We start from the raw sequence: 23,854 nt of genomic DNA on the forward strand, positions 1-23,854 counted from the left end.
GCCGGGGCTTAGTTCAGGCCCACTTCCTCGAAAAAGCGCAGCGCGCCGGGGTGGTATTCGGCAACGCCCTGTTCGCCTTTCATGTCTGCGGGCTTGAAGGCGCGGAACGGCGGGAAGGTGTCGGACATGACTTGGGCGTTTTCGTACATGGCCTTGGTCATCGCATAGACCACATCATCCGACGCGCCCGCGTGGGTGAAGACGACCTGCGGGAAGGCGATATAAACCGTGTCTTCGAGCACGCCGGGCATCGCGCCTGCGGGCAGAGTGGTGAAGAACGCGGTTGGCCAATGTGCGCGGGCCGCGGCCAATGCGGCATCGCTTTCATCCTCGACGCCCAGTGCGCGCAGGCCACCCACGGCGGCATCCGCCTCGCGGACCTTGCCGGCGCCATGCGCAAAGATAAACCCGACCGTGTCTCCCGCCATGAAGGCATCAGCCCCGGCCACGACGCTGGCGACCGAGACTTTCTCGACATCGTCGCGGGTCATTCCGGCGGTGGCATAGAACGCGGCAAGCTGTGGCAGGATGGTGTTCTGCGCGGTGTAGCCATCGGTCATCGGCTGGCCCTTGAGATCCGACACCTTCATGATGTCGCTGTCGGCGCGCACGAAGATCGCTTCGACCAATGGCATCAGGTGCGCGACGACGCGCAGGTTCGGGTTGGTGCGGCCCTCCCACCATGCGTCGCCGTTGACGGCATAATCGACCTCTTGCAGGTTCGCGACGCCGAATTCGATGCCGCCCTGATCAATGAACGGAATGAACTGGTTGGGGCTGGTGGCAGGTTGGATCGTGGTGTTCAGTCCGGCAGCGTTGGCGGCGTTCGCCACGGCAGTGCCGATATTGTGGAACAGTGATCCCGGGTTCGATGTGGCGATGCCGACATTCTGAGCGCTTGCCGATGTGGCAAGGGTTGCGCCTAGAAATACCGCCGCCGCGGTGAGTAGCGTCTTCATGGTTGTCCTCCCAATTGTGGTTCTCGTTTGGGTTAGAATCCCAATTATTGAGAATAAGTTGACTTTACGAAGTGGTGGCGGAATATCAAGCCAGAGATTCAGGGAGGATGTATGTTAGACCAAACGGCGCGCCCCAAGACGGGCGGCGAAGCGCTTTTGATGGCCCTGAAAGCCTCTGGCATTGACTATCTGTTCGCCAATGCGGGAACGGATTTTCCACCGATTATCGAGGGGCTTGTGCAGCTTTCCGAAAGCGACGCGCCAACTCCGATCACGGTTCCGCATGAAACGGCGGGCATGGCGATGGCGCATGGGCATTGGCTGGTCACGGGGCGTCCGCAGGCCGTTATGGTCCATGTGAATGTCGGTTTGGCCAATGCCGTGATGGGCGTGATCAACGCCGCGTCCGACAATGTGCCGGTCTTCGTGCTGTCGGGCCGCACGCCGTTGACTGAAACGGGGCGCAAGGGTGGGCGGATGACACCGATCCAGTACGGGCAGGAGATGTATGACCAGACCAGCCTTGTACGTGACGTGGTCAAGTTCGACTACGAACTGCGCTATCCCGAACAGGCTGACAGCGTGACCAAACGCGCGGCGTCTCTAATGGTCAGCGCGCCGGAGGGGCCGGTCTACATGAGCCTGCCCAAGGAGCCCCTGACCGAGGCCTTGCCGGACGGGTTTGCGCCTGTGCCGGTTCCCGCAAGCGCGCAACCCGCAGCGCCTGACGCCGAGGCGATCGCCACATTGGCCGCGTGGATCAGTGAGGCGAAGATGCCGGTGGTCCTGTGCCAACGCAGCGATCCGCAAGGCAGGGTGTCTGCTCTGTTGTCGCGCTGTGCCGAGGCGTTCGGCCTTGCCGTGTCGGAACCGTTCAGCATCCGCAATGTGCTGGCCTCGGATGATCCTGCCCTGCTGGGCTACAATCCCAAAGCCGCCACGGCAGAGGCCGATCTGGTGATCGTACTGGACAGCGGCGTGCCGTGGATCGAAGCGGTCAGCGCGCCCGGCAAAGACGTGCGTGTCGCGCATATCGGCCCGGACCCGTTGTTCCGCCGGATGCCCGTGCGCGGCTACCGTACCGATCTGGCGATCACTGCTGATCCGGTTATGGCGCTTGAGGCGCTGTTGTTGCATGAGCCGGACACCACTGCCGTTGCACGGCGGCAGAGCGTTCACGCCAAGGTCGCATTGCTGCGTAGTGCTTTGCCAGAACCCGATGCAGGTGGCGACGGTCCGATGAGTGCGGAATGGATGAGTGCCTGTATCTCGGACATCATGAATGACAGCGCAGTGGCGTTCTCGGAACTGGGGCTGCTGCTGCCCCATATGACCCTGAAAGGCCCAAACCGCGTGTTTTCCAACGTCCATGCCGGTGGTCTTGGTTGGGCCATGCCAGCCGCGCTGGGTGCGCAACTGGCCGACCGGGACAGGTTGGTGATCGCCTGTGTGGGTGACGGATCGTACATGTTCGCCAACCCGGTGACCTGCCACCAGATCGCCGAGGCGCTGAGCCTGCCGATCCTGACCATCATCAAGAACAACGCGATGTGGAACGCCGTGCGGCGGTCGGTGGTCAAGGGCTACCCCGATGGCGCTGCGGTGCGGCAGAACCGCATCCCGCTGACCTCGCTCGAACCGTTGCCCGACTTCACGCAGGTGGCCCGTGCCAGCCGGGCGCATGCCGAACGGATCGAGAGGGGCGCAGACCTGCCCGCAGCCCTGCGCCGCGCGGTCGAGATCATTCGCACCGAACGCCGTCAGGTGTTGCTCGATCTGTCGGTTGCGGCATCGGACGATCATTGATGGATCCTGTGTCTTTGGCCTTTGCCTTTGTCGGCATCCTGCTGGGCGGCTTCCTGAAAGGCGCCACAGGGGCGGGCGCGCCGGTTGTGGGTGTGCCAGTTCTGGCCATCGTGTTCGACGTGCCGATGGCGGTGGCGATCTTTTCGGTGCTCAACCTCTGCACCAATATCTGGCAAAGCTGGGCCTTCCGATCTGAGGTGACAGAGCATCGCTTTGTCTGGGGCTTTGCGGCGATGGGGGCCATTGGGGCCGTGCTTGGGTCGATCCTGCTGGCGTCCCTGCCGGTGCCGCTGTTGATGGGGGCGCTGGCGGTGGTGGTCTTTGCCTATATCGGCCTGCGGCTGGCGCGGCCCAACTGGGTGCTGCCACGAGAGCGCGGGCGGCAGATGGGGCCTTACGTGGGTCTGATCGGTGGCGTCATGCAAGGGGCGGGCGGGTTGTCCGCGCCGGTGTCGATCACGTTTCTCAATGCTCTGAACCTGCCGCGCAAGGAATTCATCGCCACAATCGCGATCTTCTTTCTGGCCATGTCGCTCACACAGGTGCCCGCGCTTTGGACGCTCGGCATCCTGACATTGGACCGCTTGTTGCTGGCGTTTCTTGCACTGATCCCGATGTTTTTGGGCATTCCCATCGGGTCATGGGCGGCGCGGTTCCTGTCGAAGCAGGCGTTTGACCGGCTCATCTTGTCGCTTCTGGCGGTGATCGCGGTCAAGCTGATCTGGGACGCGCTGCAGGCGGGGCTTTGAACGACAAACGCCACCCCCGGATGGGGATGGCGTTGCGCTGAAGTTGGAAGGGGCTCAGCCCTTCTTGTCGCTCGTGGGAAGGACCCCGTCCATGTTGACGCCGATCTGATCGCCGATCTTTTTCATCGCAGGCAGCGCCACCGCCATATCGAGGATCGAGTCGATGGTCTGGCTGACCGGGGAGGTGCTGCCACCGCCTTCGGTCCTGCCAAGCCCGGTGACGTGGTTGATGTTGATCCCACGGATCTTCTCGGCGGGTTTGACCATTTCGGCGAGGATCTTTGGCATCGCGTCCAGCCGTGCCTTTTCCAGCTCCATCGACATGAGTTCTTTGGATCGGGTGTTCTCGGCCTTGATACGCTCGCCTTCGGCCTCGGCCTCGGCGGTCTTGTAGACCTTCATCGACGCCGCTTCTTCGCGGCGGATGACACCCTTGGCCTTGGCCACCTCCTGATCCGCGATCGAGGTGATGCGCGCGCGTTCGGCGTTGGCTTCGGCATCCTGTTGAGCGGCCAACAGAGCCAGCGCCTTGCGCCGTTCGGCCTCGGCCATCTCGCGCAGGGTCTGGATTTCTTCCTCGGCCTTGACCAATTGCGCACGGGCCATCGTTGCCTCTGCACGCGCCTTGGATTCCTCCTCGCTCTTGGCAGCGGTCTGGATGACCTTTTCCTGCTCCGCGATTTCAAGCGCCCGCAATTGCGCGATCTCGGCTTCGCGGATCTGCAATTCGCGCTGGATCGAGGTGGCCTGGATTTCCTGCTCCATCCGGATGCGGGCTTGTGCGGCCTCGCGTTCCGCTTCGGCCTTGCGGCGCGCGACCTCGGTCAATTGCGCGGCCAACAGGGTTTCGATTTCCTGCGTCTGCGCGATCTCGGACCGGCGTTCCTCCAGCTCGATCTCCAGCCTGCGCTGGCTTGCCTGAACCTCGGCGCGGCGCACGGCGACAGCGGTTTCACCTTCGATCTCGGCGCGTTCCTTCTTGGACTTGGCGATCACCTCGGCCAGCTTACGCATACCCACGGCGTTGAAGGCGTTGTTCTCGTCCAGCGATGAAAAGGGTGTCTGATCGAGCGCGGTCAAAGACACGCTGTCGAGTTGCAGCCCGTATTTCACCAGCGTATCGGCCAGTGCCTCATGCACCTCGCGGACAAATTCGGAGCGGTTCTCGTGCAATTCGTCCATCGTCATCTGCGCCGCAACCGACCGCAGGGCGTCGACCATCATCCCGTCGATCAGCGCCTTGAGCTGATCCGGCTGGAACGTGCGTTTGCCCAGCGTTTGCGCCGCACGCACGATGGCGGCGTCTTCGGGCAGGACCGAGGCGTAGAATTCCGCGCCTACGTCAATGCGCATCCGGTCCTTGGTGATCAGCGCGCTGTCGCCCGCGCGGGTGACCTCCATGCGGATGGTCTGCATGTTGACGCGGCTGATCTCGTGAAAGAACGGAATGGCCAGTGTGCCCCCGTCGATCACAACCTTCCGACCACCGACCCCGGTGCGCACAAGGCTGATTTCGTTGGTGGCGCGTTCATAGAACCATGCGGCCAGCACGACCACGACGGCGGCGATGACCAGAAGCAGGATAATCCATCCAAGGGCTGTCATGTGTAATCCTCCCTAAATGCTGATCAAAAGACCGGCGGGTAATGGCGACCGCCGCGTTCGAGCGTGATCCACCTGAGTTCTGTAAAGGCATCCAGCGACCAGCGCCCGCCATAGCGGCCCACGCCAGAGGCCTTGACCCCGCCGAATGGCACCTGCGGTTCGTCATTGATGTTCTGGTCGTTGATGTGGACCATCCCGGTCTCAAGCCGCCCGGCCATTTGCAGGGCACGGCCTTCATTGGCGGTCCAGACAGCGGCCGTCAGGCCGTATTCGGTGTCGTTGTTCATCTCGATCGCTTCCTCCTCGGTGCGGAACGGGGCGACGATGACAACGGGGCCAAAGGTTTCGTCGTGCCAAATGTCCATCGACCGGTCGACATGGGTCAGCACCGTGGGTTCGACAAAGTTCTCCCACGCGTTGCCACCTAGGGCGAGATGCGCGCCTTTGGCGACCGCGTCGTCGATCAGCGCCTTGACCCGGTGTGCCTGACGCGTGTTCACCAGCGGGCCGATGACGTTGGTCTTGTCGTTGACATGCCCGGTCTTGAGTTTGCCCGCGCGGGCAAGGAATTTCTGCATGAACGGCTCGTAGACGCTGTCGTGGATCAACAGCTTTTCCGTAGACATGCAGACCTGGCCCTGGTGCATGAAACTGCCGAAATTCGCGGCTTCAGCGGCTTTGTCGAGATCGGCGTCTTCCAGCACGATCATCGAATCCTTGCCGCCCAGTTCGACGCAGCACTTCTTGAGATGCGCACCGCATTTGGCCGCGATGTGGCGACCCACGGCGGTGGAGCCTGTAAACGAGATGGCCTTGACCCGGTGGTCTTCGATCAGGGCATCGCCCACTTCGCCCACGCTGTCGCGCGAGCAAGTGATGACGTTGAACACACCGGGGGGAACACCTGCTTCCTCAAGAACCTCGGCATGGAACAGACCACCTGAATAGGGCGTGTCCTCGGACGGTTTCAGCACAACGCAATTGCCCGCAGCCAGCGCCGCTGCATAGCCGCGTGACGTCAGGATGCCGGGCATGTTCCATGGCGAGATCACACCGACCACGCCCAAAGGCCAGCGGGTCGCCATCGACACCTTGCCATCTGCCGAGGGCAACACTTCGCCGGTGGACTGGTAACAAAGCGATGCAGAGGTGCGGAAAATCTCGGCCACGAAGCCTGCCTCGAAAACCCCCTTGCCGTACCAGCCGCCGCCTTCGTGCATCACGGCGTGGATGAAATCGTCCTTGCGGCTTTCCCAGACATCCGCGATGCGCAACAGCATCTTGGCGCGCTCTTGGAAATTGCGTTGCGACCAGTCGGGGAACGCGGCCTGTGCTGCAGAAATGGCGCGGTCCATGTCGGTGGCGCTGCCATCGGGGATGCGGGCAAACAGCGAATTGTCCGATGGGTTGAGGTCATCAAAGGTGCGGGCGGCGGGCACCCAGCTTCCTCCGATATAGAGGCCTCGGATGGAGGGCGCAGAGGAGGTCGTATCGAGCATGGCGTTATCTCCTTGGCTTGTAGGTTTCAGCACGGCGGGCCGCGGCTTCGATCTCTTCGATCATGGCGCGCAGCCGGTCCGAGGATGAGGCAAAGTCGGGAATGGCAGGCTGCGCGGGGCGTGCAGGGGCTGTTGGTTGCGGTGGTGTCGCCGGCTTTGGCGCGGGCGCGGCCCCATTCCGACGCGACGATGCGGCGTTGGCCTTGGCGACCATATCCGCGATATTCGGTGCGTTTGGTTTGGGCGCCGGTGCTGCGCCGTTTGTTACGGGTGTCGGCTTTGGTGCCGGTGCGGCAGGTTGCACAGGTGGGGCTGGTCGCGCGGGAGCGCTGACCGATTTCATCGCCGCCGCTGCAATGTCGCTTGGCTTTGGTCCCGCTGCAGGACGCGGTGCGGATGGTTTGGGCATTGAAGCCTGTGTAGGGCCAGGGCGCTTTGCCCCGGTCGCCGCGCCACTGCCGCCCAGATAGGCTTTCTGCACGGCCGGGTCATTGGCCAGCCGCTCTGCATCATCCTCGTGCACGATGGTTCCGTTCTCCAATAGATACCCGCGATCCGCGATGCGCAGGCTTTGCTTGGCGTTCTGTTCAACCAGCAAAATGCCCAGCCCGGCCTGTTTCACCACGCGCAGGCTTTCGAACAGGTCTTTGCACAAGAGTGGCGACAGGCCGAGCGATGGCTCGTCCAGCGCGAGGATCGACGGGTTTGACATCATCGCGCGGCCGATGGCGACCATCTGCTGTTCGCCACCCGACATGGTGCGCACGGTCTGTTTGCGGCGTTCGCCCAGCTTCGGGAACAGCGACAGCACCCGTTGCAGGTTGCCCGCCTCGTCATCCCGCGCCCGTTCGGCATAGGCCCCAAGCGTCAGGTTTTCCTCGACCGTCAGATCGCCGAACACACCACGGCCTTCGGGCACCAGTGCGATCCCGGCCTCGACGATCTTGTGCGGTTTCTCTCCGACCAGATCGCTGTTTTCCAGCAGCGCCTCACCTGACACACGCCCTTCGCAAATCCCGCAGACCGCTTTGAGCAGCGTCGATTTCCCGGCGCCATTCGCACCAAGGATAACGACGATTTCCCCCTTGCCGACACGCAGCGATGCGCCGTCCAAAGCGCGGTGCTTGCCATAGCTGACGGACAGATTACGGACGTCAAGCATCGTCATCCCCCAGATAGGCGCGGATCACTTCGGGATCGGACAGCACCTGTTCCGGCGTGCCCTCGGCGATCTTGAGGCCGGTCGACATAACCACGCAGCGATCACAGAGCGACCGGATCGCGTCCATCACATGTTCCACCAGAATGATCGTGCGGCCTTCGTCGCGCAGGCGCTTGATGAGGGTGATGCCTTCCTCAAGCTCGGTCGGGTTCAGACCAGCCAGCCATTCGTCGAGCAGCAGCACCTTGGGTTCAGACGCCAGCACACGGGCCAGCTCGACACGTTTCGTGTCGATATAGGTCAGCTCTCCAACATGGGCATTGGCACGACGGTCCAGCCCCACCAGCGCCAGCATCCGCAGCGCATGGGCATCCGCCTCGGCCCCCCAGCGGCGGCGATGGCCGAACACGGCCCCGGCACGGACGTTTTCCAGAACCGTCATGGACGGCAGCAGGCGAACCAGTTGGAAGGTCCGGGCAATGCCACGGCGGGCAATGTCCGCCGCAGAGAGATGCGAAATCGGTGTCCCGCGCAGGGAAATCGTGCCCTCGGTTGGCTTCAACGCGCCAGAGATCAGGTTCAGCGTGGTGGATTTGCCCGACCCGTTTGGGCCGATCAGGCCCAGCACTTCGTGCTCGGTCACGTCGAAATCCATGTCGTTGACCGCCACCAACCCGCCAAAGCGTTTGGTGGCCCCGCGCAAGGACAGAACGGTGGGTCCGGTGGTCATGCAAACGCCTCCCGTTCCCGCATCTTGCGTTTGCCGCTTTCGATCAGCCCGACAAAGCCACGCGGCAGCAGGTAGACGATGACAAGGAAGCTCAGACCCAAAAGCAGCGTCGTCTGGTTCGGGAAACTGGCTGAGATCGCCTCCCACAGCAGGGTGAAGGGGATCACGCCCACCAGCGGCCCCCAAAGCCTGCCAGTGCCGCCTAGCAGGGCCATGATGACGACAAGGAAGGACAACATCGGAGTGAATGCCAGCGCGGGTTCGATGTAGATATAGCGCGGTGCAAGCATCGACCCAACCACGGCAGCGGTCGCGCCCGAGACCATGAACAGCAGGATCTTGGCGCGGGATGTATTGATCCCGGAATGGCGCGCCACTTCTTCATCGTCGCCGATGATGCGCAGGGCGAAGCCAAGGCGTGACCGCCCGATGGCCCAACCGGTCAGGTACACGATGGCGGCCAGCACAAGCAGTTGCCAGTAGATGTGCACTTCGGTGATGTCGGTCAGGACATAGAGGCCTTTCTGGCCCGACACGTTCTGCCCCCATGTCACCACCTGCCGCACCAGTTCGGCCAGACCCAGCGTGAAGATCACGAAATAGACGCCGGACAGGCGCAGCGTCGCAAGACCTACCAAGGCCGCTAGAACCGCGCCCAGAATGGCAGCGATGGGCAGCGTCACCCAGTAGTTCAGCCCGTTTTCGATCCCGATGGCGGTGGTGTATGTGCCAAGGCCAAAGAACGCGGCTGTGGCCAAGGAGATGTAATGCGTCGGGCCAGAGAATAGCGCCCAGCTTGTCGCCAGCACCGCGTACATCGCGATGGTGATGCCGATGGACAGCATGTAGGCGTCGCCAGTCAGTGGTAGGCAGGCAGCGACCGCCAGCAAAACCGCCGAAAGCGTGATGGATTGCCAGTCGCGTTTGGTCAGGCTCATGTCGTGCGCCTCCCGAACAGGCCCTGCGGACGGAAGAGCAGGATCAGGACAAACAGCAGATACGCCGCCGCGAGTGTCAGGCCGGGGTCGATCAACGTGGCGACGAAGGTCTCAAGGATACCCAGCAAGAGGGCCGCCACGATGGTGCCGCGCACATCACCGACGCCGCCCATGATGACGATCACCAGCGCCTTGAGCGTAAACATCACGCCGGTCGAGGCATCGAGCGTCAGGAAGGTGGAAATGAGTGCACCGCCAACAGCCGTCACCGCCCCACCCAGCGCAAAGGCAAGCGCCGACAGTTTTGGCACGTCGATGCCCACAAGACGGGCGCTTTTCGGATCAACCGCGATCGCGCGGATCGACATGCCTGCACGGGTGCGGTTCAGCCAGAGCCACAGCCCGCCGCAAATGATCACCGCCGCAACCGCCGCCGTCACGCGGTTCAGCCCATAGGTGTCGCCGATCAGGGTGATGGGCCGGGCGAGATAGGAATATGAGAAATAGTCGCCGCCAAAGAGCGCCAGCATGATGCCGACGGATACAAAGGCCAGACCAAACGTGGTCAGGATCGCGTCGACCTCAAGCTGACCATGCGACTTGGCGCGTTTGACCAGCGGGCGCAGCATCACGACATAAATCAGCCAGTTCAGCCCAAAGGCCAAAGGCGCCACGATAAAGATCGTCAACAGCGGGCTGACCTGTGCTGCCGTGTAAAACCAGAAGGCCGCAAAGCCGCCTGCCACAAGGAATTCCCCGTTTGCGAGGTTCATGATCCTTGCCATGCCGTATTGCAGGTTCAGCCCCATCGCGATCAGCGCGTAGGTGCCGCCCAGCAAAAGCCCTGTGATCAGAATGTCCATGTGGTCTCCGGGTTAAGTGTGGATGGCCCCGGACATGCCGGGGCCAACGCGGGATTATTCCCAGCCGGTCTTGGGGATTGCGGCAACCGCACCATCGCGACCGGTCGAGGCCACGCCTTTGAACACGCCGTCCTGCCACTGACCCACGGTCCAGTATTCGGCGTTCGAGTTGTTCTCGTCCCAAGTGATCGGGCCGATGATCGTGTCGAAGTCGTTGTTGGCGATGTATTCCGCGACAGCCGCCTTGTCGGTGGTGCCAGCGCCTTCGATGGCTTGCTGCAGGATCTGGAACGACGCATAGGCCGGGGCCGAGGCCCAGAAGTCAGGCTTGGCCCCTGTCACGGCCTCGTGACGGGCAGCATAGTCCTTGAACGCGTCACCATCGGCAAACACGCCGCCAGCACCCAACACGCCTTCAGCTGCCGCACCAAAGCGCGCACCGTAGGACGGGAACGCGGTGGCCACGGCGGTGTAGAACGCCTTGGGCGCGAGACCCGCGATCTGCGCCTGTTCGGTCAGGCCGAACGTGTCAGGCGGGTAGGACCAGGCAACAAACGCATCGGGGTTGGAATCCCGTGCACCGTTGATGACTGGGGACAAATCCTGTGTGCCCAGCGGGTAGGAGGAGTCGTAGACGATCTCGAACCCGGCAGCCTCGAATTGCGGACGCGCTGCTTCGGCCAGTTCGATGCCGAACGCATCTGCCACGTTGACCATGGCCACGCTGTTGCCGATCTCTCCGGCGTCGCGCATCTGGGTCAATACGTCGACGACGCCACCCGCAAGGCCGGTCGCGCCGCCCAGCAGGAAGTACATGTTCGGGAATTTGCCGGACAGGTCTGCAATCTGGTCGGAAATCGCTGTGTGCGTGACCATCGGATAGCCGTAGCGTTCAAAGATCGGCGCGGACGCGATGTTCAGGCCAGTGCCGTAGGGTGCAAGGATGAAATCCGCCTCGTCCTGTGTGGCCAGTCGTTGAACCGCTTTGATGGTTTCGCCCGGGTTGGTCTGGTCATCGTATTCGATAATCTCGACCATCATCTTGGTGCCACCCACGTCGATGCCACCGGCTGCGTTCACGTCATTGGCCCAAAGCTGCACATTTGGCCAGAACGTGACCGCGCCACCACCGGCGAGCGGGCCGGTCTTTGGGCCTACCGCGCCGATTTTCAGCGTCTCTTGCGCGGCCAGCGGGCCGCTTAATGCGGTGGCAACGGTCAGGGCCGCGGCCAATCCGAAAAGGTTTCTGCGTTTCATGTGTCTTCCTCCCTTATTGATTTTGATTGTTGGTCTCACCCTCGGGCGAGGGCTGGTCGTGAATGGCGATCCATTGGCATTCGGTAAACTCGGTCACCGCATCGCGCCCGCCGAACCGGCCATAGCCCGACGCCTTGACGCCACCGAAGGGCAGGCGTGGGTCGTCATAGACGGTCGATCCGTTGACATGGCCGATCCCGGTTTCGATCTGGCAGAGCATGTCCGTCGCGCCATCCGTGTCGCGGCTGAAGACGGACGCGACGAGGCCGAAATCCGTGTCATTGGCGATGGCCAGCGCCTCTTCGGCATCGGCCACACGGATCACGCCGGTCACCGGGCCAAACGCCTCTTCGTCATACAGCATCATGCCGGGTGCCACCCTGTCCAGCACCGCAGGCTGCAACCCGCCGCCCGACAATTCCCCGCCGGTCACCAGAACGGCACCCTTGGACACCGCATCGTCGATCATCGCCCGGACCCGCACTGCTGCGGCTGGGCTGATCAGCGCGCCAAGCGGGCTGGCCTGTCCGGGCGCGAACCGCAACGCGTCGGCCTCTTGCGCCAACCGGGCAACCAAAGCGTCCGCGACCGAGGTGTCAGCAATCACCCGTTCCGTCGACATGCAGATCTGGCCTTGGTTGAAGAAACTGCCATGCGCGATAGCGCGGGCGGCAAGGTCGATATCGGCATCGGCCAACACCACTGCCGTGCCTTTGCCCGACAGTTCCAGCAGGCAGGGCTTGAGATGCTTGGCTGCATTCATCGCGATTTCGCGCCCCACTCGGGTCGAGCCGGTGAAATTCACACGCCGCACCGCTGGATGGGCGATCAGTGCCTCAACCACCTCTTCGGCATGGTCGGGCGCGTTGGTGATGTAGTTCAACACGCCGTCGGGCAATCCGGCTTTGCAAATCGTGTCCGCCACCCATTCATGGGTCTTGGGGCACAGCTCTGAGCCTTTCAGAACCACGGTGTTGCCGCAGGCTAAAGGTGCTGCCACGGCACGGGTGGCCAATGTGACTGCCGCATTCCACGGGGCAATACCAAGCACAACGCCCGCTGGTCTGCGGCGCAGGATATGGCCGTCCACGGGGCTTTCCGTGCTGTCCAGAAGATCGGCCAGATCGGACGTTTGTCGCAGCATGGCTGCTGCAATGCCGACGTTGAACCGAACCCAGTCCGGGGACGATCCCACCTCGGCGCAGGCAATCTCGACCACCTCGTCTGCATGCGCCTCAAGCGCGTCTGCTGCGGTCTGCAAAAAGCCGATCCGGTCCTGCACCGGAGTCGCTGTCCAATCGGCAAATGCACTGGCGGCAGCAACGGCGGCGGCACGTGCTTCGGCCGCGCGTCCGGCGGCGGCGCGAGTCACCACGGCGTCCGACACGGGGTCGCGTCGTTCGAACGCAACAACCGGATCAGGCGCGACGTGTCGCCCGGCAATTATCAAGCGGGTTTCGTACAGATGCTCCTCCCCAGGCTCACTGAACGCGGCCGTCTCCCCACGGCTGTTTCATAAAATCGTTCGGAGTTACCCAGAGTAAATGATACTCTGCGGCAATAAATTATTATTTTGTGGGATTCTTGATGCCAGACCTGCGTTTTCACGACTCCGCAACCGTGCGCGCGGGGGCTTTGAATGGGGGCCTGCGCAGCCGCATTGTCGGTCTGGCAGAAAGCCTGCGCGGCCCGTCATGGTGTGCTGTTCTGCTCGAAGAAGGCGGTGCCGTTCTGGCTGGAGAGGACGAACGGATCGACGCGCCGGTACTGGCGTGGCGTCCGTGGCACGAGACCTCGCGTCTGCGGTTCGATGCCGGGGCGGTTGGCACCTACGTACTGCTGAGTGCAAGCGCCTTGGGCAATACCATCGGGCACTTGCCTGAAGCCCGAGACCTGCGCGACGTTGCTGATCACAAGCTGACGGTGCCGCTCACCCGCGCATCTGAACGTCGAGGAGCGTTGCGTACTGCCTTTGCTGGTATCCGCCGCGAGCTTGAGGAGGATGCGGTGGCGGCGCATGTCGTGGTCGAGGCGTATCTGCGGGTGATCCTGATCGAACTTCTGCGCTCTGCGCCAAGCTATTCTAACGGCCCACAGGGGGCCAGCCCATCGCACCGCGCGTTTACCCGGTTCAGCACATTGGTCGAACGGCATTTCCGTGATCGCTGGACCGTGTCGCTTTATGCCGAAACTCTCGGTGTGACCCGTGACCGGTTGGGCGACATCTGTCAGCGCGTGCGTGGGTTTGGCCCCAAAGACATCATCGACCGTCGCGTGATGATCGAATCGCGGCTCTTGCTTGAGACCTCTGGCCAGTCCGTGAACGAGATCGCAAGCGCGCTGGGCTTTGGATCAGCAGCGCAATTCAGCCGGTTTTTTGTTCGTCACGCAATGCAACCGCCGGGGGCGTATCGAGTGGCGTTTCTCAAGGGATTGGAGCAAGGCGTTTCCGATCCCGCGCGGCCGTTTGATTGGCCCTGACAGTCACTAGTGTATACAGGATTTGCGAATTTCTGCGTGGTTCGGCGGATAATTCCCTGATTGACAGGTTTCTGTATACAATCTACCACATCGATCAGAACGTCGCTGGGGAGAGCGGTGGGCGCTCTGAGGGGGGGGCATGTCTGATCGCAAGACTCAGTTCGACAAAGCGCTGCTTGGCCTTCGGTCGCTTGTGATGAGTGGAGAATTCGCTGGCAGCGCGCGTCTGCCGGAGGTCGCCTTGTCCGAGCGGTTGGGCCTGTCGCGCACGCCGTTGCGGCAGGCGATGGACCATTTGGTGGCCGAAGGGTTGCTGGAGCGTATCGAAACCGGTGGCTGCCGGGTTGCCCGTTTCACGCTGGACGACATCAACGATGCGATCGAACTGCGTGGTGTTATCGAAGGCACCGCGGTGCGGCTCGCGGCAGAGCGCGGGGCGGACCCCAAAGTGCTTGCCGAGGTGGAGCGCGTGTTGGATCGGATCGACGCGGCACTCACGCAGCCCGACCACATCGACTTTGACGCCTACATCTCGGAAAACGCCAGCTTTCACCGCCTTTTGGCGCACCTTTCGGGCAGCCAACTTATGCAGCGCGAGGCGGATCGGGTGAGCCGTCTGCCGCTGGCGTCACCAAGCGCGTTTCTGCGCGAACAGGAACTGATCCCGGATTTCAGCGCGTCGCTGTTGCGCGCGCAGCACCAACACCGCGCCATCGTCGAAGCGATCCGCGCCCGGGAAGGCGCCCGCGCCGAACATCTGGCACGCGAGCACGCCCGTCTTGCGCGGCGCAACCTTGATTACCTCGCCAATGCCGGACCGGGGGTCGCCACGCGCGTGCCCGGTCTGTCTTTACTATCCGCAGAATAAGATCCTCAGGAGGAGAACACGTCTATGCCCAGCTTGTCCGACAAGATGAAAGAATGGGGAAACCCCGTTGAAATGCTTCGGAATTCCCAGATCGGAATGTATGTCTACCCGGTTGTAACCCCGGAATTCCGCAACTGGCGGGTCGAGCAGGAAGCATGGCGCAAGACCGCCGTTCTGTTCGACCAGTCGCATCACATGGACGAGCTGATTGTCGAAGGACCTCAGGCTGAGGAATTTCTGGCCTATCACGGCATCAACGCATTCGGGAATTTCAACCTGAACCGCGCCAAACATTACGTTCCGGTCACACCGGCTGGTCACGTGATCGGCGACCACATCATCTTCCGTGAGCGTGAGGACAAATTCATCCTCGTCGGTCGCGCACCGACCTCCAACTGGCTGATGTTTGCGGCGGCTTGGGGCAAATGGAACGTCCGGATCAAGCATGACCCGCGCTCTACTTCGCGCCCCGAGGGCGAGCGCGTTCTGCGCACCCATTACCGCTATCAGATTCAGGGCCCTGACGCGCCGAAGATCTTTGAAAAGATGAACGGCGGCCCGATCCAAGACATCAAGTTCTTCCATGTCGATTGGATCAATATCGGCTCCAAGAAAGTACAGGCGCTCCGTCACGGCATGTCCGGTGCGCCGGGTCTCGAAGTGTGGGGCCCGTATGAGGACAAGCACTACATCCATTCGACCATTCTTCAGGCGGCGAAAGACGCGGGCGTTGATCTGGTTCAGTGCGGCAGCCGTGCCTATTCGACCAACACATTGGAATCTGGCTGGATTCCGTCGCCACTGCCCGGCATCTACACCGGTGACGGCATGATGGCCGACTACCGCGACTGGCTGGGCACCGAGATGTACGAAGCGGCAGGTGCCATCGGCGGCAGCTTTGTCAGCGACAATATCGAAGACTACTACGTCAACCCGTTCGAACTCGGCTACGATTTCTACATCGGTTGGAAGAAAGACGATTTCATCGGGAAGGACGCGCTTCTCAAGATGAAAGAAAGCAAGACCAACCGCAAGAAAGTCACCTTTGAGTGGAACAAGGAAGACGTGCTCAAGGTCATCGCCTCGGCCTTCGAGGATGGCATCCCCTACAAGTGGATCGACTTCCCGCAGCCGAACTATGCTTCGTCTTCGGCCGATATGGTCATGCATGGCGACAAGATGGTCGGCATGAGCATGTTCAACGGCTATAGCTACAACGAACGCTGTGTGCTGTCGCTGGGCGTCGTGGACCAGAGCGTCGAGATCGGTGACATCCTGACCATGCGCTGGGGCGAATCCGACGACACCGCGAAAACATCTGCCGAACAACACAAGCAGGCTGAAATTCGGGTGCGCGTGTCGCAGACACCGTATTCGAACGAGGCCCGTTCGAGCTATGCTGAGAACAGCTGGCGGACCAAAGCAATCTGATCGCAACGCTTTTCGGGCGGTGCCCACGCAGAAGGGGCACCGCCTGTCACACCGGGTCTGACGAGGTCAGACCCTTTATGGGAGGAAGATATGACACTCAGAACAACGTTTATCGGGGCTGCTCTGGCTGTGGCTGCTGCTGCACCACTGGCCGCGCAAGAACTGAAATTCGCCAACTTCACGCCGCCGTTCCACACGGTCAACGCCAGCGTGATTGAAAAGCTCAACGCCGATCTGTCGGCGGCCACCGGCGGCAGCCTGACGGTGCGCGGCTATCATGGCGGTGAACTGGGCGCGGGTCCGGTCGAGCAATATGTCCGTGCCGTGCAGGGTGTGGCAGATATCACATGGGGTCTGCCGGGCTATACCTCGCAGCAATTCGAGAAGACCATGATCGTCGAATTGCCGGGTGTCGTGCCTGCGGGCAAGACAGGCTCGGACACTTTGTGTGATGCGATGGACGAGATCTCGGGCGAGTTTCCGGGCACCGTGCCCGTAGCGCTTTGGACATCCGAGCCGAACATCATGATCATGAAGGACAAGGTTGTTCGCACCCCTGCCGATCTGGCCGGCCTCAAGATCCGCGTGGCGGGTGCAACGGCGGGCAAAGTCGCTGAAGCCTTGGGTGCAACCCCGGTGCAGATGCCGATCAACCAAGTTTACAATTCCTTGCAGACCGGCCTGATCGACGGCGTGTTCACGGGTGCCTCGACCCTCAGCGATTTCAAACTCGACGAAGTTGCCGATGCCTTTACGCTCAATGCTCCGCTTGGGCGTTTGGCCTTCTTTGCCGTGATGGGCCAAGGCTCTTACGACGCGTTGTCCGACGAGGCGAAAGCCGCGCTGGATGAGGCGCGTGGATGTGCGCTTGGCAACAACGCCGAAACTGCATGGAACGCGACGGCCGATGCAGCACTCGAAGCGGCTCGCGCCGATGCAGGCAACACATTCGTCGATCTGACCACCGAAGAGGCGCAGGCTTTCGAAGATGCTGTTGCAAACGTCGTCGCCGAATATGTCTCGAGCGTCGGAGGCGAAGCAGCCTTGGCTGCGATGCAAAACTAAGTGTTGGAGCGGATACGCACCCTTGCGGACAGGCTGATTGGCCTGTCCGCCGCTATTGGATCGACTGCGCTGCTGTTTATCGTGGTCGTGGTTCTGATCGACGTGGTGGGGCGGGCCTTTGGCAATCCTCTTTACGGCGGTCAGGACATCACGACGATGGCGACAGTGATCCTTGTCTTCGCGCCTATGGCGCTGTGCGACCGCTTGGGCGGGCACATTTCGGTTGATCTGTTCGAACGCTATTTCCCGGACGCAATGAACCGTCTGATCGACATCTCGGTTGCCGCCATGGGCGCAGTGATCTTTGCCGCGCTGGCTTGGGCGACATGGGACAGTGCGAAACTGTCGGTGATGCTCAACCTGTCGACCAATCTTCTTTATCTGCCCAAGGCGTGGTTCCAATGGGCCTCCATCGGGTTTCTGTGCCTCGCAGCTTTGGGCCTTGCACTTCGCGCGCTTGAGCTTTCGATCACTGGCCGAGACATCCGCAAAGAGACCCAATCATGAGCGCGTCCGTGACAGGCGTGGTTGGGATGCTTGCTCTCTTTGCGCTGCTGGCGCTCCGGGTGCCGGTCGCATTTTCGATGTTTGTCATCGGCTTTCTGGGCATCTGGGCGCTCAATGGACTGAACGCCGCCACCTCGCTTTTGGCATCCGAGGCGTTTACCCTCGCGTCCTCGCCTGAACTCGTGGTGATCCCGCTGTTCATCTTGATGGGCAATGTCGCATCGCAGACCGGCATGAGCCGCCAATTGTTCGACGCCGCCTATGCCGTGATCGGGTCGATCCGCGGCGGATTGGCCTCTGCCACCGTGATCGGCTGCGGCGGGTTTGCGGCGCTGTCAGGTTCATCTGTCGCGTCTGCCCTGACCATGGGCAAGGTCGCGCTGTCGGAAATGGACCGATTCAAATACGATGACCGGCTGTCCACCGGAGTGGTTGCCGCAGGCGGCACGCTGGGCATTCTGATCCCGCCCTCAACCGGCTTTGTCATCTATGCTATCCTGACCGAACAATCCATTGGTCGCCTGTTCCTTGCGGGAGTACTGCCCGGCCTTCTTTTGCTGAGCATGTTCGTGCTCGTGGTGACCGTACTTTGCATGATCCGCCCCGAATTAGGGCCAGCGGGGCCAAAGACGGCCCTGTCCGAAAAACTCCGCGCGGTCAGTCGGGCAGGCCCCATCGTTCTGGTGATCTTCATCACCATCGGCGGCATGTACGGTGGGTTCTTTTCGCCGGTCGAGGCTGCAGCCGTGGGGGCAGGGGCTGTGATCCTGATTGGGCTCGTCACCCGTACAATGACGCTACCCATGCTCTGGGCCGCCTCCAAAGACAGCGTTGTGACCACAGCCACGGTGATGCTGATCCTCATCGCCGCACATATGATCAATCCGTTCCTTGCGCTCAGCCATATGACCGATTTGGTGGCCCAGGCCTTTGTGGCGCTGGATCTGGGGCCGATGGGAAGCCTGCTGTTGATCCTTGGCATCTACATCGTGCTGGGGTGTTTTCTTGAAGGGTTCGCCATGTTGGTGCTGACCCTGCCGATCTTTTTCCCCATCGTGTTGGAAATGGGGATCGACCCGATCTGGTTTGGTGTGCTGGTGGTGCTTTCGCTTGAAATGGGTCTGATCTCGCCACCAGTTGGTCTGAATGTGTTTATCGTGAAATCCGTGGCCCCCGGCGTGTCACTGGGGCGGATTTTTGTCGGGGTGATCCCGTTCTGGCTGATGATGCTGGTCACGCTGGCGATCCTTGTGGCCTTTCCGCAAATCTCGCTCTTCCTGCCAAACACCATGTTCAATTGAGGCGCTTATGACCGAACCCTGCTTTGACGTTGCCCATCTTGGCCATGTGGAGGTCCTGACCAACAAGTTCGACGAGAGCCTTGATTTCTTCACCCGTGTTTACGGGTTGAAACTGTCAGCTCTTGAGGGCGACAGCGCCTATCTGCGGGCGTGGGACGATTACGAGTTTCACACGCTCAAACTCACCAAATCCGACACCACCGGTGTCGCCCATATCGGCTACCGCGTGTCCTCTGAGGCGGCACTGGAACGGCGTGTGGCCGTGATCGAGGCGTCGGGCTACAAGACCCACGGCTGGATTGATGGCGATCTGGGTCACGGGCGCGCCTACCGCTTTGAAGACCCGTTTGGCCACGTGTTCGAACTCTACTGGGACACGGTGAAATATGATCCGCCCGAGAATGACAAACCCGCGCTCAAGAACATGTCGAGCCGCTTTCACGCGCAGGGTGTGTCGCCGCGTCGGATCGACCATTTGAACCTGCTGGCCGAGGACGTGACCCAGTTTCGGGACTTCATGCAGACCTGTCTGGGCAGCCGCGTGACCGAACAAATCCGTCTGGATAACGGGCGTCTTGGCGGGTGCTGGTTCACCATCAATAACAAGACCTACGATCTTGCCTGCACCGAGGAACACGGGCGTGGCCAGAACCGCCTGCACCATGTCACCTACGCCACCGATCAGCGCGAAGACATCCTGCGCGCGGCTGACATCTTTCTTGAAAACGGCGTTCACATCGAAACCGGGCCACACAAGCACGGCATTCAAGGCACGTTCTTTCTCTATGTCTGGGAACCGGCGGGCAATCGAGTGGAGCTGGCAAATGCGGGCGCGCGCCTGATCCTGCAACCCGATTGGGAAACCGTCACCTGGACCGAAACGGAACGCAAGAAAGGGCAGGCGTGGGGGCTCAAGACGATCGAGACCTTCCATACTCACGGCACACCGCCGGTCGAAGGCTGAAAACAAACCGATGCAGGCCGCGCCACAGGACATCGTCGATGCATGGCTGTCCCGTTTGGGGCTGCCTTCCGACCTGACTGTGACCCTAGACAGCCTGACCAAGATCATCCGTGCGCATCTGGACCGGATTCCATTCGAGAACCTGACCGTCTTTTGCGGGGGCGTTCCGGAGATTGAGATCAATGCCCTTGCCAACAAAATCCTGCACGCAAAGCGTGGGGGCTATTGTGCTGAACTGAGCCCGCTGCTCTGCGCCGGATTGCGCAGTCTGGGCTTTGACGCCCGTCTTTGCATGGCCCGGGTTATGTGGCAGCGCGACGTGCCGGGGCCGCGCAGCCATTGCCTGTGTCTCGTGCGGCTCAATGGGGCCGAGTATCTTGTCGATGTGGGGTTTGGCGGGCCGGGGCCGACCGAACCCGTGTTGGTTGGTTCAGACACACCCGACCTACGGACGGAAAAACGCGCCGGGCTTGGCATCGTCTTGTCCCGTCAGGTCTCTGAAGGTGACTGGCGCGATTTGTATACGTTGACCGACGAGCTGACGACGATGTCGGATGTGCAGGCGGGCAACTGGCTTGCCGCCACTTTGCCGGGGTCGCTCTTCACGCGCACATTGGTCGTCACGCGCCAAACGGGCGACACGCGGCTGGTTCTTGATGGGGCGACGTTTCGCAAATTTGCAAAGGGCAAGTTGGTCGAGGTCGAAAGTTTGCAAACTCCGGACGCGGTGCTGACCTGCCTGAATGAAAACTTTGGGATCGACCCGCCGCCGGGAGTGACAGACGCATTGGTGCTGAAAGGCATTTTTTGACCAATTGGTAAAAATGACCAGCCTCGCCGCTGGAACACAGCCTGACGCTATCCTGTGTGTTTCGATTTGCCGATCTGGTGCAATAGGTCGACCAGCAAGGCCTGCGATTTGGTCGGCATCCAATCGAACCGGGTGGTGATGCCGATAGAGCGCCCGGGCCAGTCCCCGGCAACGTCGATCCGCGCCAAAAGGCCCTTTTCGATTTCCGCTTCGGCCTGAGCGCCTGACACGCAAGCGATGAAATCGCCGGTGCGCAGCATTTCGCGGATGAACAGAACAGAGCCGCTTTCGATCAGGCTTGTCGGATAGGGACAGGCTTTCGCTTTGAAATAGGCGTCGAACTGATCGCGCGAAGGCGACCCCAGACGCGGGACGACCCAAGCGCGGTCGGCAAGCTTTTCCAAGCCAATGCTGCGGTTGGCCAGCTCATGGTCCGGAGCACAGACAAACGCGAGGTGATCGTCGAACAGCGCATCCTGCCTGATGTCGGCGATTGGTGTCGGGACACGCAAGGCTCCGACGATCATGTCGACGTCCCCGCGACGCAATCCCGTCAGCAGGTCGTCATACGGGCCGTCGTTGATCTCGATCGTCATGCGCGGGCGGAGGCGGCGAAACTCGGAGAGAGCCTGAGGCAGAAGGGCGGATCGTGACAGCGGAAGCGCACCGATGACAATGCGCCCCCCGTCACGCCCGTCGAATTCCGCCAGATCGGCATCGGCTTGGCTCAGTTCGGCAAGTGCGAGACGCGCTGTCTGCGCCAAAGCCCGCGCAGCTTTGGTTGGTTGCAGACCGTGCTCTGCGCGTTCGAACAAGGGGTTCCCGGCCTCTGTCTCCAATTGGCTGATGGCGCGATGGACCGATGGTTGCGACAGGCCAAGCCGCTTGGCCGCGAGCGTGAAATTTTCGGCTTCGGTGACCGCGATCAAGGCGCGCAGTTGTGCGACTGTCGCTGTCATCGGCAGACGTGGCGAAAGACTGGCCAGCATGGGGTCAAGCAACGCAAAGGCGCGTTTGACCCTGCGTGCAAGGGTCTGGCCGCGCGCGTTGGCAAAGACCCCCTGATAGGTGCGTGTGAACAACGCGCCACCGGCCTGCTGTTCCAACTTGTGCAGCGTCTGGCTGACGGCAGGTTGCGACACGGAACATATGTCCGAGGCCCGCGTCAGGGTGTGTACGTCTGCCACCGTGAGAAACACACGCAGGTGACGCAGGTTTCTGGATATCACTCAGCCTTGCTCCACTGGATTATAGAAATTTCATCTATTTTGAGGCCTTTTGTGAGATTTCCATAGGATAGCTATAGCTAAAACTTATGAAGCTCTACGGCAATGCAAATTGCGTCTTGTGTACCTTCAGGCGACAAGACGAAGATGAACAGGGAGACAGTCATGACAGCCAAGAAGACCGCCCTCGTGATATCTGCCCATGCAGCCGACTTTGTGTGGCGGTGTGGCGGGGCCATCGCGCTGCATGCTGAGAAGGGCTATGACGTGACAGTGGCCTGCCTGTCCTTCGGTGAGCGTGGCGAGAGCGCGCGGCTTTGGAAGGAGGGGAAATCGCTGGACGAGATCAAGGCCATTCGGCGAGGAGAAGCCGAGGCAGCAGCGGACGCACTCGGCGTGGCGCGACTAGAATGCTTTGATCTGGGAGACTACCCGCTGCATCTTGAGAAGGATGACAAGTTCCGGTTGGTCGATCTGATCCGCGAGGTGCAGCCCGCGTTCATGCTCAGCCACAGCCAGTATGACCCCTACAACACCGACCACATGTACATGACGCAAGTTGCGCTTGAGGCGCGGATGATTGCGCAGGCTTGGGGTCATAATCCCGGTGAAAAGGTGCTTGGCGCGCCGCAGCTTTATCTGTTCGAGCCGCACCAGACCGAGCAGATGGGATGGAAGCCGGATGTTTTCCTCGACATCACATCGGTCTGGGACAAGAAGCGCAAGGCGATGGAGTGCAACGAAGGGCAAATCCATCTGTGGGAGTATTACACCCGCGTCGCGCAGCAGCGCGCCAATCATTTCAAGCGCAATTCCGGGGGCCAGGCCGGTGGCCGCGATTGCCGGTATGCCGAAGGCTTCCAGTCGATCTTCCCTCGGACGGTTGACGAACTCTGATCTTGATCGCGCCCGGTTAGTGGCGCAGCCGCATTATGTGGAACAGGCCGCGCGCCGCATTCATTGCCAAGGAGCCCCCTATGCCCGTTGTTGTCCAGAACATTCCACGTGCAGATCCGTCCCTGATTGACGCCCTCGCCAAGATGGGAGTGGCCACTGTCCACGAAGCGCAGGGCCGGATTGGTTGCCTGCACTCCTCCCTGCGCCCGATCTACCGTGGAGCGAAGATCGCGGGGTCAGCGGTGACGATCTCTGCGCCGCCCGGAGACAATTGGATGGTGCACGTGGCCATCGAACAACTGCAAGCGGGGGATGTTCTGGTGCTTGCGCCGACCTCTCCCTGCGACAGTGGTTATTTCGGTGATTTGCTTGCCACCTCAGCGCAGGCGCGTGGCTGCCGTGGGCTGATCATTGACGCAGGTGTGCGCGATATCGTCGATCTGGAGCGCATGAACTTTCCTGTATGGTCCAAGGCCATCTCGTGTCAGGGCACTGTCAAAGAGACCCTTGGTGATGTGAATGTGCCTATCGTGTGCGCTGGGCAGACGATCTGTGCTGGCGATATCATCTGCGCCGATGACGATGGGGTCTGCGTGGTGCGCCGCGAAGATGCGGCTGATGTTCTTGCGGCAGCACAGAAACGGCTTGAGGCCGAAGAGGTCAAGCGCGCGCGTCTGGCAAGCGGTGAATTGGGGCTCGACATTTACGACATGCGGCCGCGCCTTGCGGCCAAGG

22 protein-coding genes are annotated in these 23,854 nt (G+C 61.4%); 12 read left to right on the plus strand and 10 right to left on the minus strand.

Annotation, left to right across the window (positions count from 1 at the left end):
• Positions 1-8: 8 nt before the first annotated feature.
• Positions 9-959 (minus strand): TAXI family TRAP transporter solute-binding subunit, encoded by a 951-nt coding sequence (locus MCRY_RS18695; protein WP_085632697.1) that lies wholly within the window; start codon positions 957-959, stop codon positions 9-11.
• 111 nt (positions 960-1,070) lie between these two features.
• Here MCRY_RS18695 and MCRY_RS18700 point away from each other — a divergent pair, with 111 nt between their 5' ends.
• Positions 1,071-2,765, plus strand: coding sequence for a thiamine pyrophosphate-requiring protein (locus tag MCRY_RS18700; protein ID WP_085632699.1), 1,695 nt, complete (start codon positions 1,071-1,073; stop codon positions 2,763-2,765).
• On the plus strand, positions 2,765-3,514 hold the full coding sequence (locus tag MCRY_RS18705) for a sulfite exporter TauE/SafE family protein (protein WP_085632701.1): 750 nt from the start codon (positions 2,765-2,767) through the stop codon (positions 3,512-3,514). The genes MCRY_RS18700 and MCRY_RS18705 overlap by 1 nt, the downstream gene beginning before the upstream one ends.
• Positions 3,515-3,568: 54 nt before the next feature.
• On the opposite strand, the gene MCRY_RS18710 is transcribed toward MCRY_RS18705, so the two are convergent.
• The 8 genes from MCRY_RS18710 to MCRY_RS18745 are packed head-to-tail and all read right to left on the minus strand — an operon-like array spanning position 3,569 to position 13,018.
• A complete protein-coding gene (locus MCRY_RS18710) occupies positions 3,569-5,119 on the minus strand; it encodes a flotillin family protein (protein WP_085632702.1) in 1,551 nt (516 codons plus the stop codon).
• A 23-nt stretch (positions 5,120-5,142) separates the two neighbouring features.
• Positions 5,143-6,618: an aldehyde dehydrogenase family protein gene (locus MCRY_RS18715; protein ID WP_085632704.1), complete on the minus strand. Its 1,476-nt coding sequence runs from the start codon at positions 6,616-6,618 to the stop codon at positions 5,143-5,145.
• A gap of 4 nt (positions 6,619-6,622) precedes the next feature.
• Positions 6,623-7,780 carry an ABC transporter ATP-binding protein gene (locus MCRY_RS18720; RefSeq protein WP_085632706.1) on the minus strand — a complete coding sequence of 386 codons (1,158 nt, stop codon included), beginning with the start codon at positions 7,778-7,780 and terminating at the stop codon, positions 6,623-6,625.
• Positions 7,773-8,510: an ABC transporter ATP-binding protein gene (locus tag MCRY_RS18725; protein ID WP_085632708.1), complete on the minus strand. Its 738-nt coding sequence runs from the start codon at positions 8,508-8,510 to the stop codon at positions 7,773-7,775. Before MCRY_RS18725 ends, MCRY_RS18720 begins: the two co-directional genes overlap by 8 nt.
• Positions 8,507-9,448 carry a branched-chain amino acid ABC transporter permease gene (locus MCRY_RS18730; protein WP_085632710.1) on the minus strand — a complete coding sequence of 314 codons (942 nt, stop codon included), beginning with the start codon at positions 9,446-9,448 and terminating at the stop codon, positions 8,507-8,509. The genes MCRY_RS18725 and MCRY_RS18730 overlap by 4 nt, the downstream gene beginning before the upstream one ends.
• Positions 9,445-10,311 (minus strand): branched-chain amino acid ABC transporter permease, encoded by an 867-nt coding sequence (locus MCRY_RS18735; RefSeq protein ID WP_085632712.1) that lies wholly within the window; start codon positions 10,309-10,311, stop codon positions 9,445-9,447. The genes MCRY_RS18730 and MCRY_RS18735 overlap by 4 nt, the downstream gene beginning before the upstream one ends.
• 54 nt (positions 10,312-10,365) lie before the next feature.
• On the minus strand, positions 10,366-11,568 hold the full coding sequence (locus MCRY_RS18740; RefSeq protein WP_085632714.1) for an amino acid ABC transporter substrate-binding protein: 1,203 nt from the start codon (positions 11,566-11,568) through the stop codon (positions 10,366-10,368).
• A 13-nt stretch (positions 11,569-11,581) separates the two neighbouring features.
• Positions 11,582-13,018 (minus strand): aldehyde dehydrogenase family protein, encoded by a 1,437-nt coding sequence (locus MCRY_RS18745; protein ID WP_138488202.1) that lies wholly within the window; start codon positions 13,016-13,018, stop codon positions 11,582-11,584.
• Between the two features lie 137 nt (positions 13,019-13,155).
• On the opposite strand from MCRY_RS18745, the gene MCRY_RS18750 reads away from it, so the two are divergent.
• The 8 genes from MCRY_RS18750 to MCRY_RS18785 all read left to right on the plus strand — a co-directional run bounded on the left by MCRY_RS18750 (position 13,156) and on the right by MCRY_RS18785 (position 20,996).
• Entirely contained in the window at positions 13,156-14,049 is an 894-nt protein-coding gene (locus tag MCRY_RS18750; RefSeq protein WP_138488201.1) for an AraC family transcriptional regulator, read from the plus strand.
• 139 nt (positions 14,050-14,188) lie between these two features.
• On the plus strand, positions 14,189-14,917 hold the full coding sequence (locus MCRY_RS18755; protein ID WP_085632722.1) for a GntR family transcriptional regulator: 729 nt from the start codon (positions 14,189-14,191) through the stop codon (positions 14,915-14,917).
• Positions 14,918-14,941: 24 nt separating this feature from the next.
• Entirely contained in the window at positions 14,942-16,348 is a 1,407-nt protein-coding gene (gene ligM / locus MCRY_RS18760) for a vanillate/3-O-methylgallate O-demethylase (protein WP_085632724.1), read from the plus strand.
• A gap of 90 nt (positions 16,349-16,438) precedes the next feature.
• A complete protein-coding gene (locus MCRY_RS18765; RefSeq protein WP_085632726.1) occupies positions 16,439-17,413 on the plus strand; it encodes a TRAP transporter substrate-binding protein in 975 nt (324 codons plus the stop codon).
• Positions 17,414-17,920, plus strand: coding sequence for a TRAP transporter small permease (locus MCRY_RS18770; protein WP_085632728.1), 507 nt, complete (start codon positions 17,414-17,416; stop codon positions 17,918-17,920). It abuts the gene before it with no gap.
• Entirely contained in the window at positions 17,917-19,221 is a 1,305-nt protein-coding gene (locus tag MCRY_RS18775) for a TRAP transporter large permease (RefSeq protein WP_085632730.1), read from the plus strand. The genes MCRY_RS18770 and MCRY_RS18775 overlap by 4 nt, the downstream gene beginning before the upstream one ends.
• A gap of 7 nt (positions 19,222-19,228) precedes the next feature.
• Positions 19,229-20,185, plus strand: coding sequence for a VOC family protein (locus MCRY_RS18780; RefSeq protein ID WP_085632732.1), 957 nt, complete (start codon positions 19,229-19,231; stop codon positions 20,183-20,185).
• 10 nt (positions 20,186-20,195) lie between these two features.
• The gene (locus MCRY_RS18785; RefSeq protein ID WP_085632734.1) at positions 20,196-20,996 is read left to right on the plus strand and encodes an arylamine N-acetyltransferase family protein; all 801 of its coding nucleotides are present in this window, start codon (positions 20,196-20,198) and stop codon (positions 20,994-20,996) included.
• 47 nt (positions 20,997-21,043) lie between these two features.
• Here the strand turns inward: MCRY_RS18785 and MCRY_RS18790 are convergent, their stop codons facing one another.
• Positions 21,044-22,225, minus strand: a complete 1,182-nt coding sequence (locus tag MCRY_RS18790; RefSeq protein ID WP_085632735.1) for a LysR family transcriptional regulator — start codon at positions 22,223-22,225, stop codon at positions 21,044-21,046.
• A 162-nt stretch (positions 22,226-22,387) separates the two neighbouring features.
• Here MCRY_RS18790 and MCRY_RS18795 point away from each other — a divergent pair, with 162 nt between their 5' ends.
• Both MCRY_RS18795 and MCRY_RS18800 read left to right on the plus strand, forming a co-directional pair.
• On the plus strand, positions 22,388-23,119 hold the full coding sequence (locus MCRY_RS18795) for a PIG-L deacetylase family protein (RefSeq protein ID WP_085632737.1): 732 nt from the start codon (positions 22,388-22,390) through the stop codon (positions 23,117-23,119).
• Between the two features lie 80 nt (positions 23,120-23,199).
• Positions 23,200-23,854: 4-carboxy-4-hydroxy-2-oxoadipate aldolase/oxaloacetate decarboxylase (locus MCRY_RS18800; RefSeq protein ID WP_085632739.1), on the plus strand; the 655-nt coding region annotated here is incomplete at its 3' end.

The sequence above is a fragment of the Marivita cryptomonadis genome, from assembly GCF_002115725.1.
GTDB lineage: Bacteria > Pseudomonadota > Alphaproteobacteria > Rhodobacterales > Rhodobacteraceae > Marivita > Marivita cryptomonadis.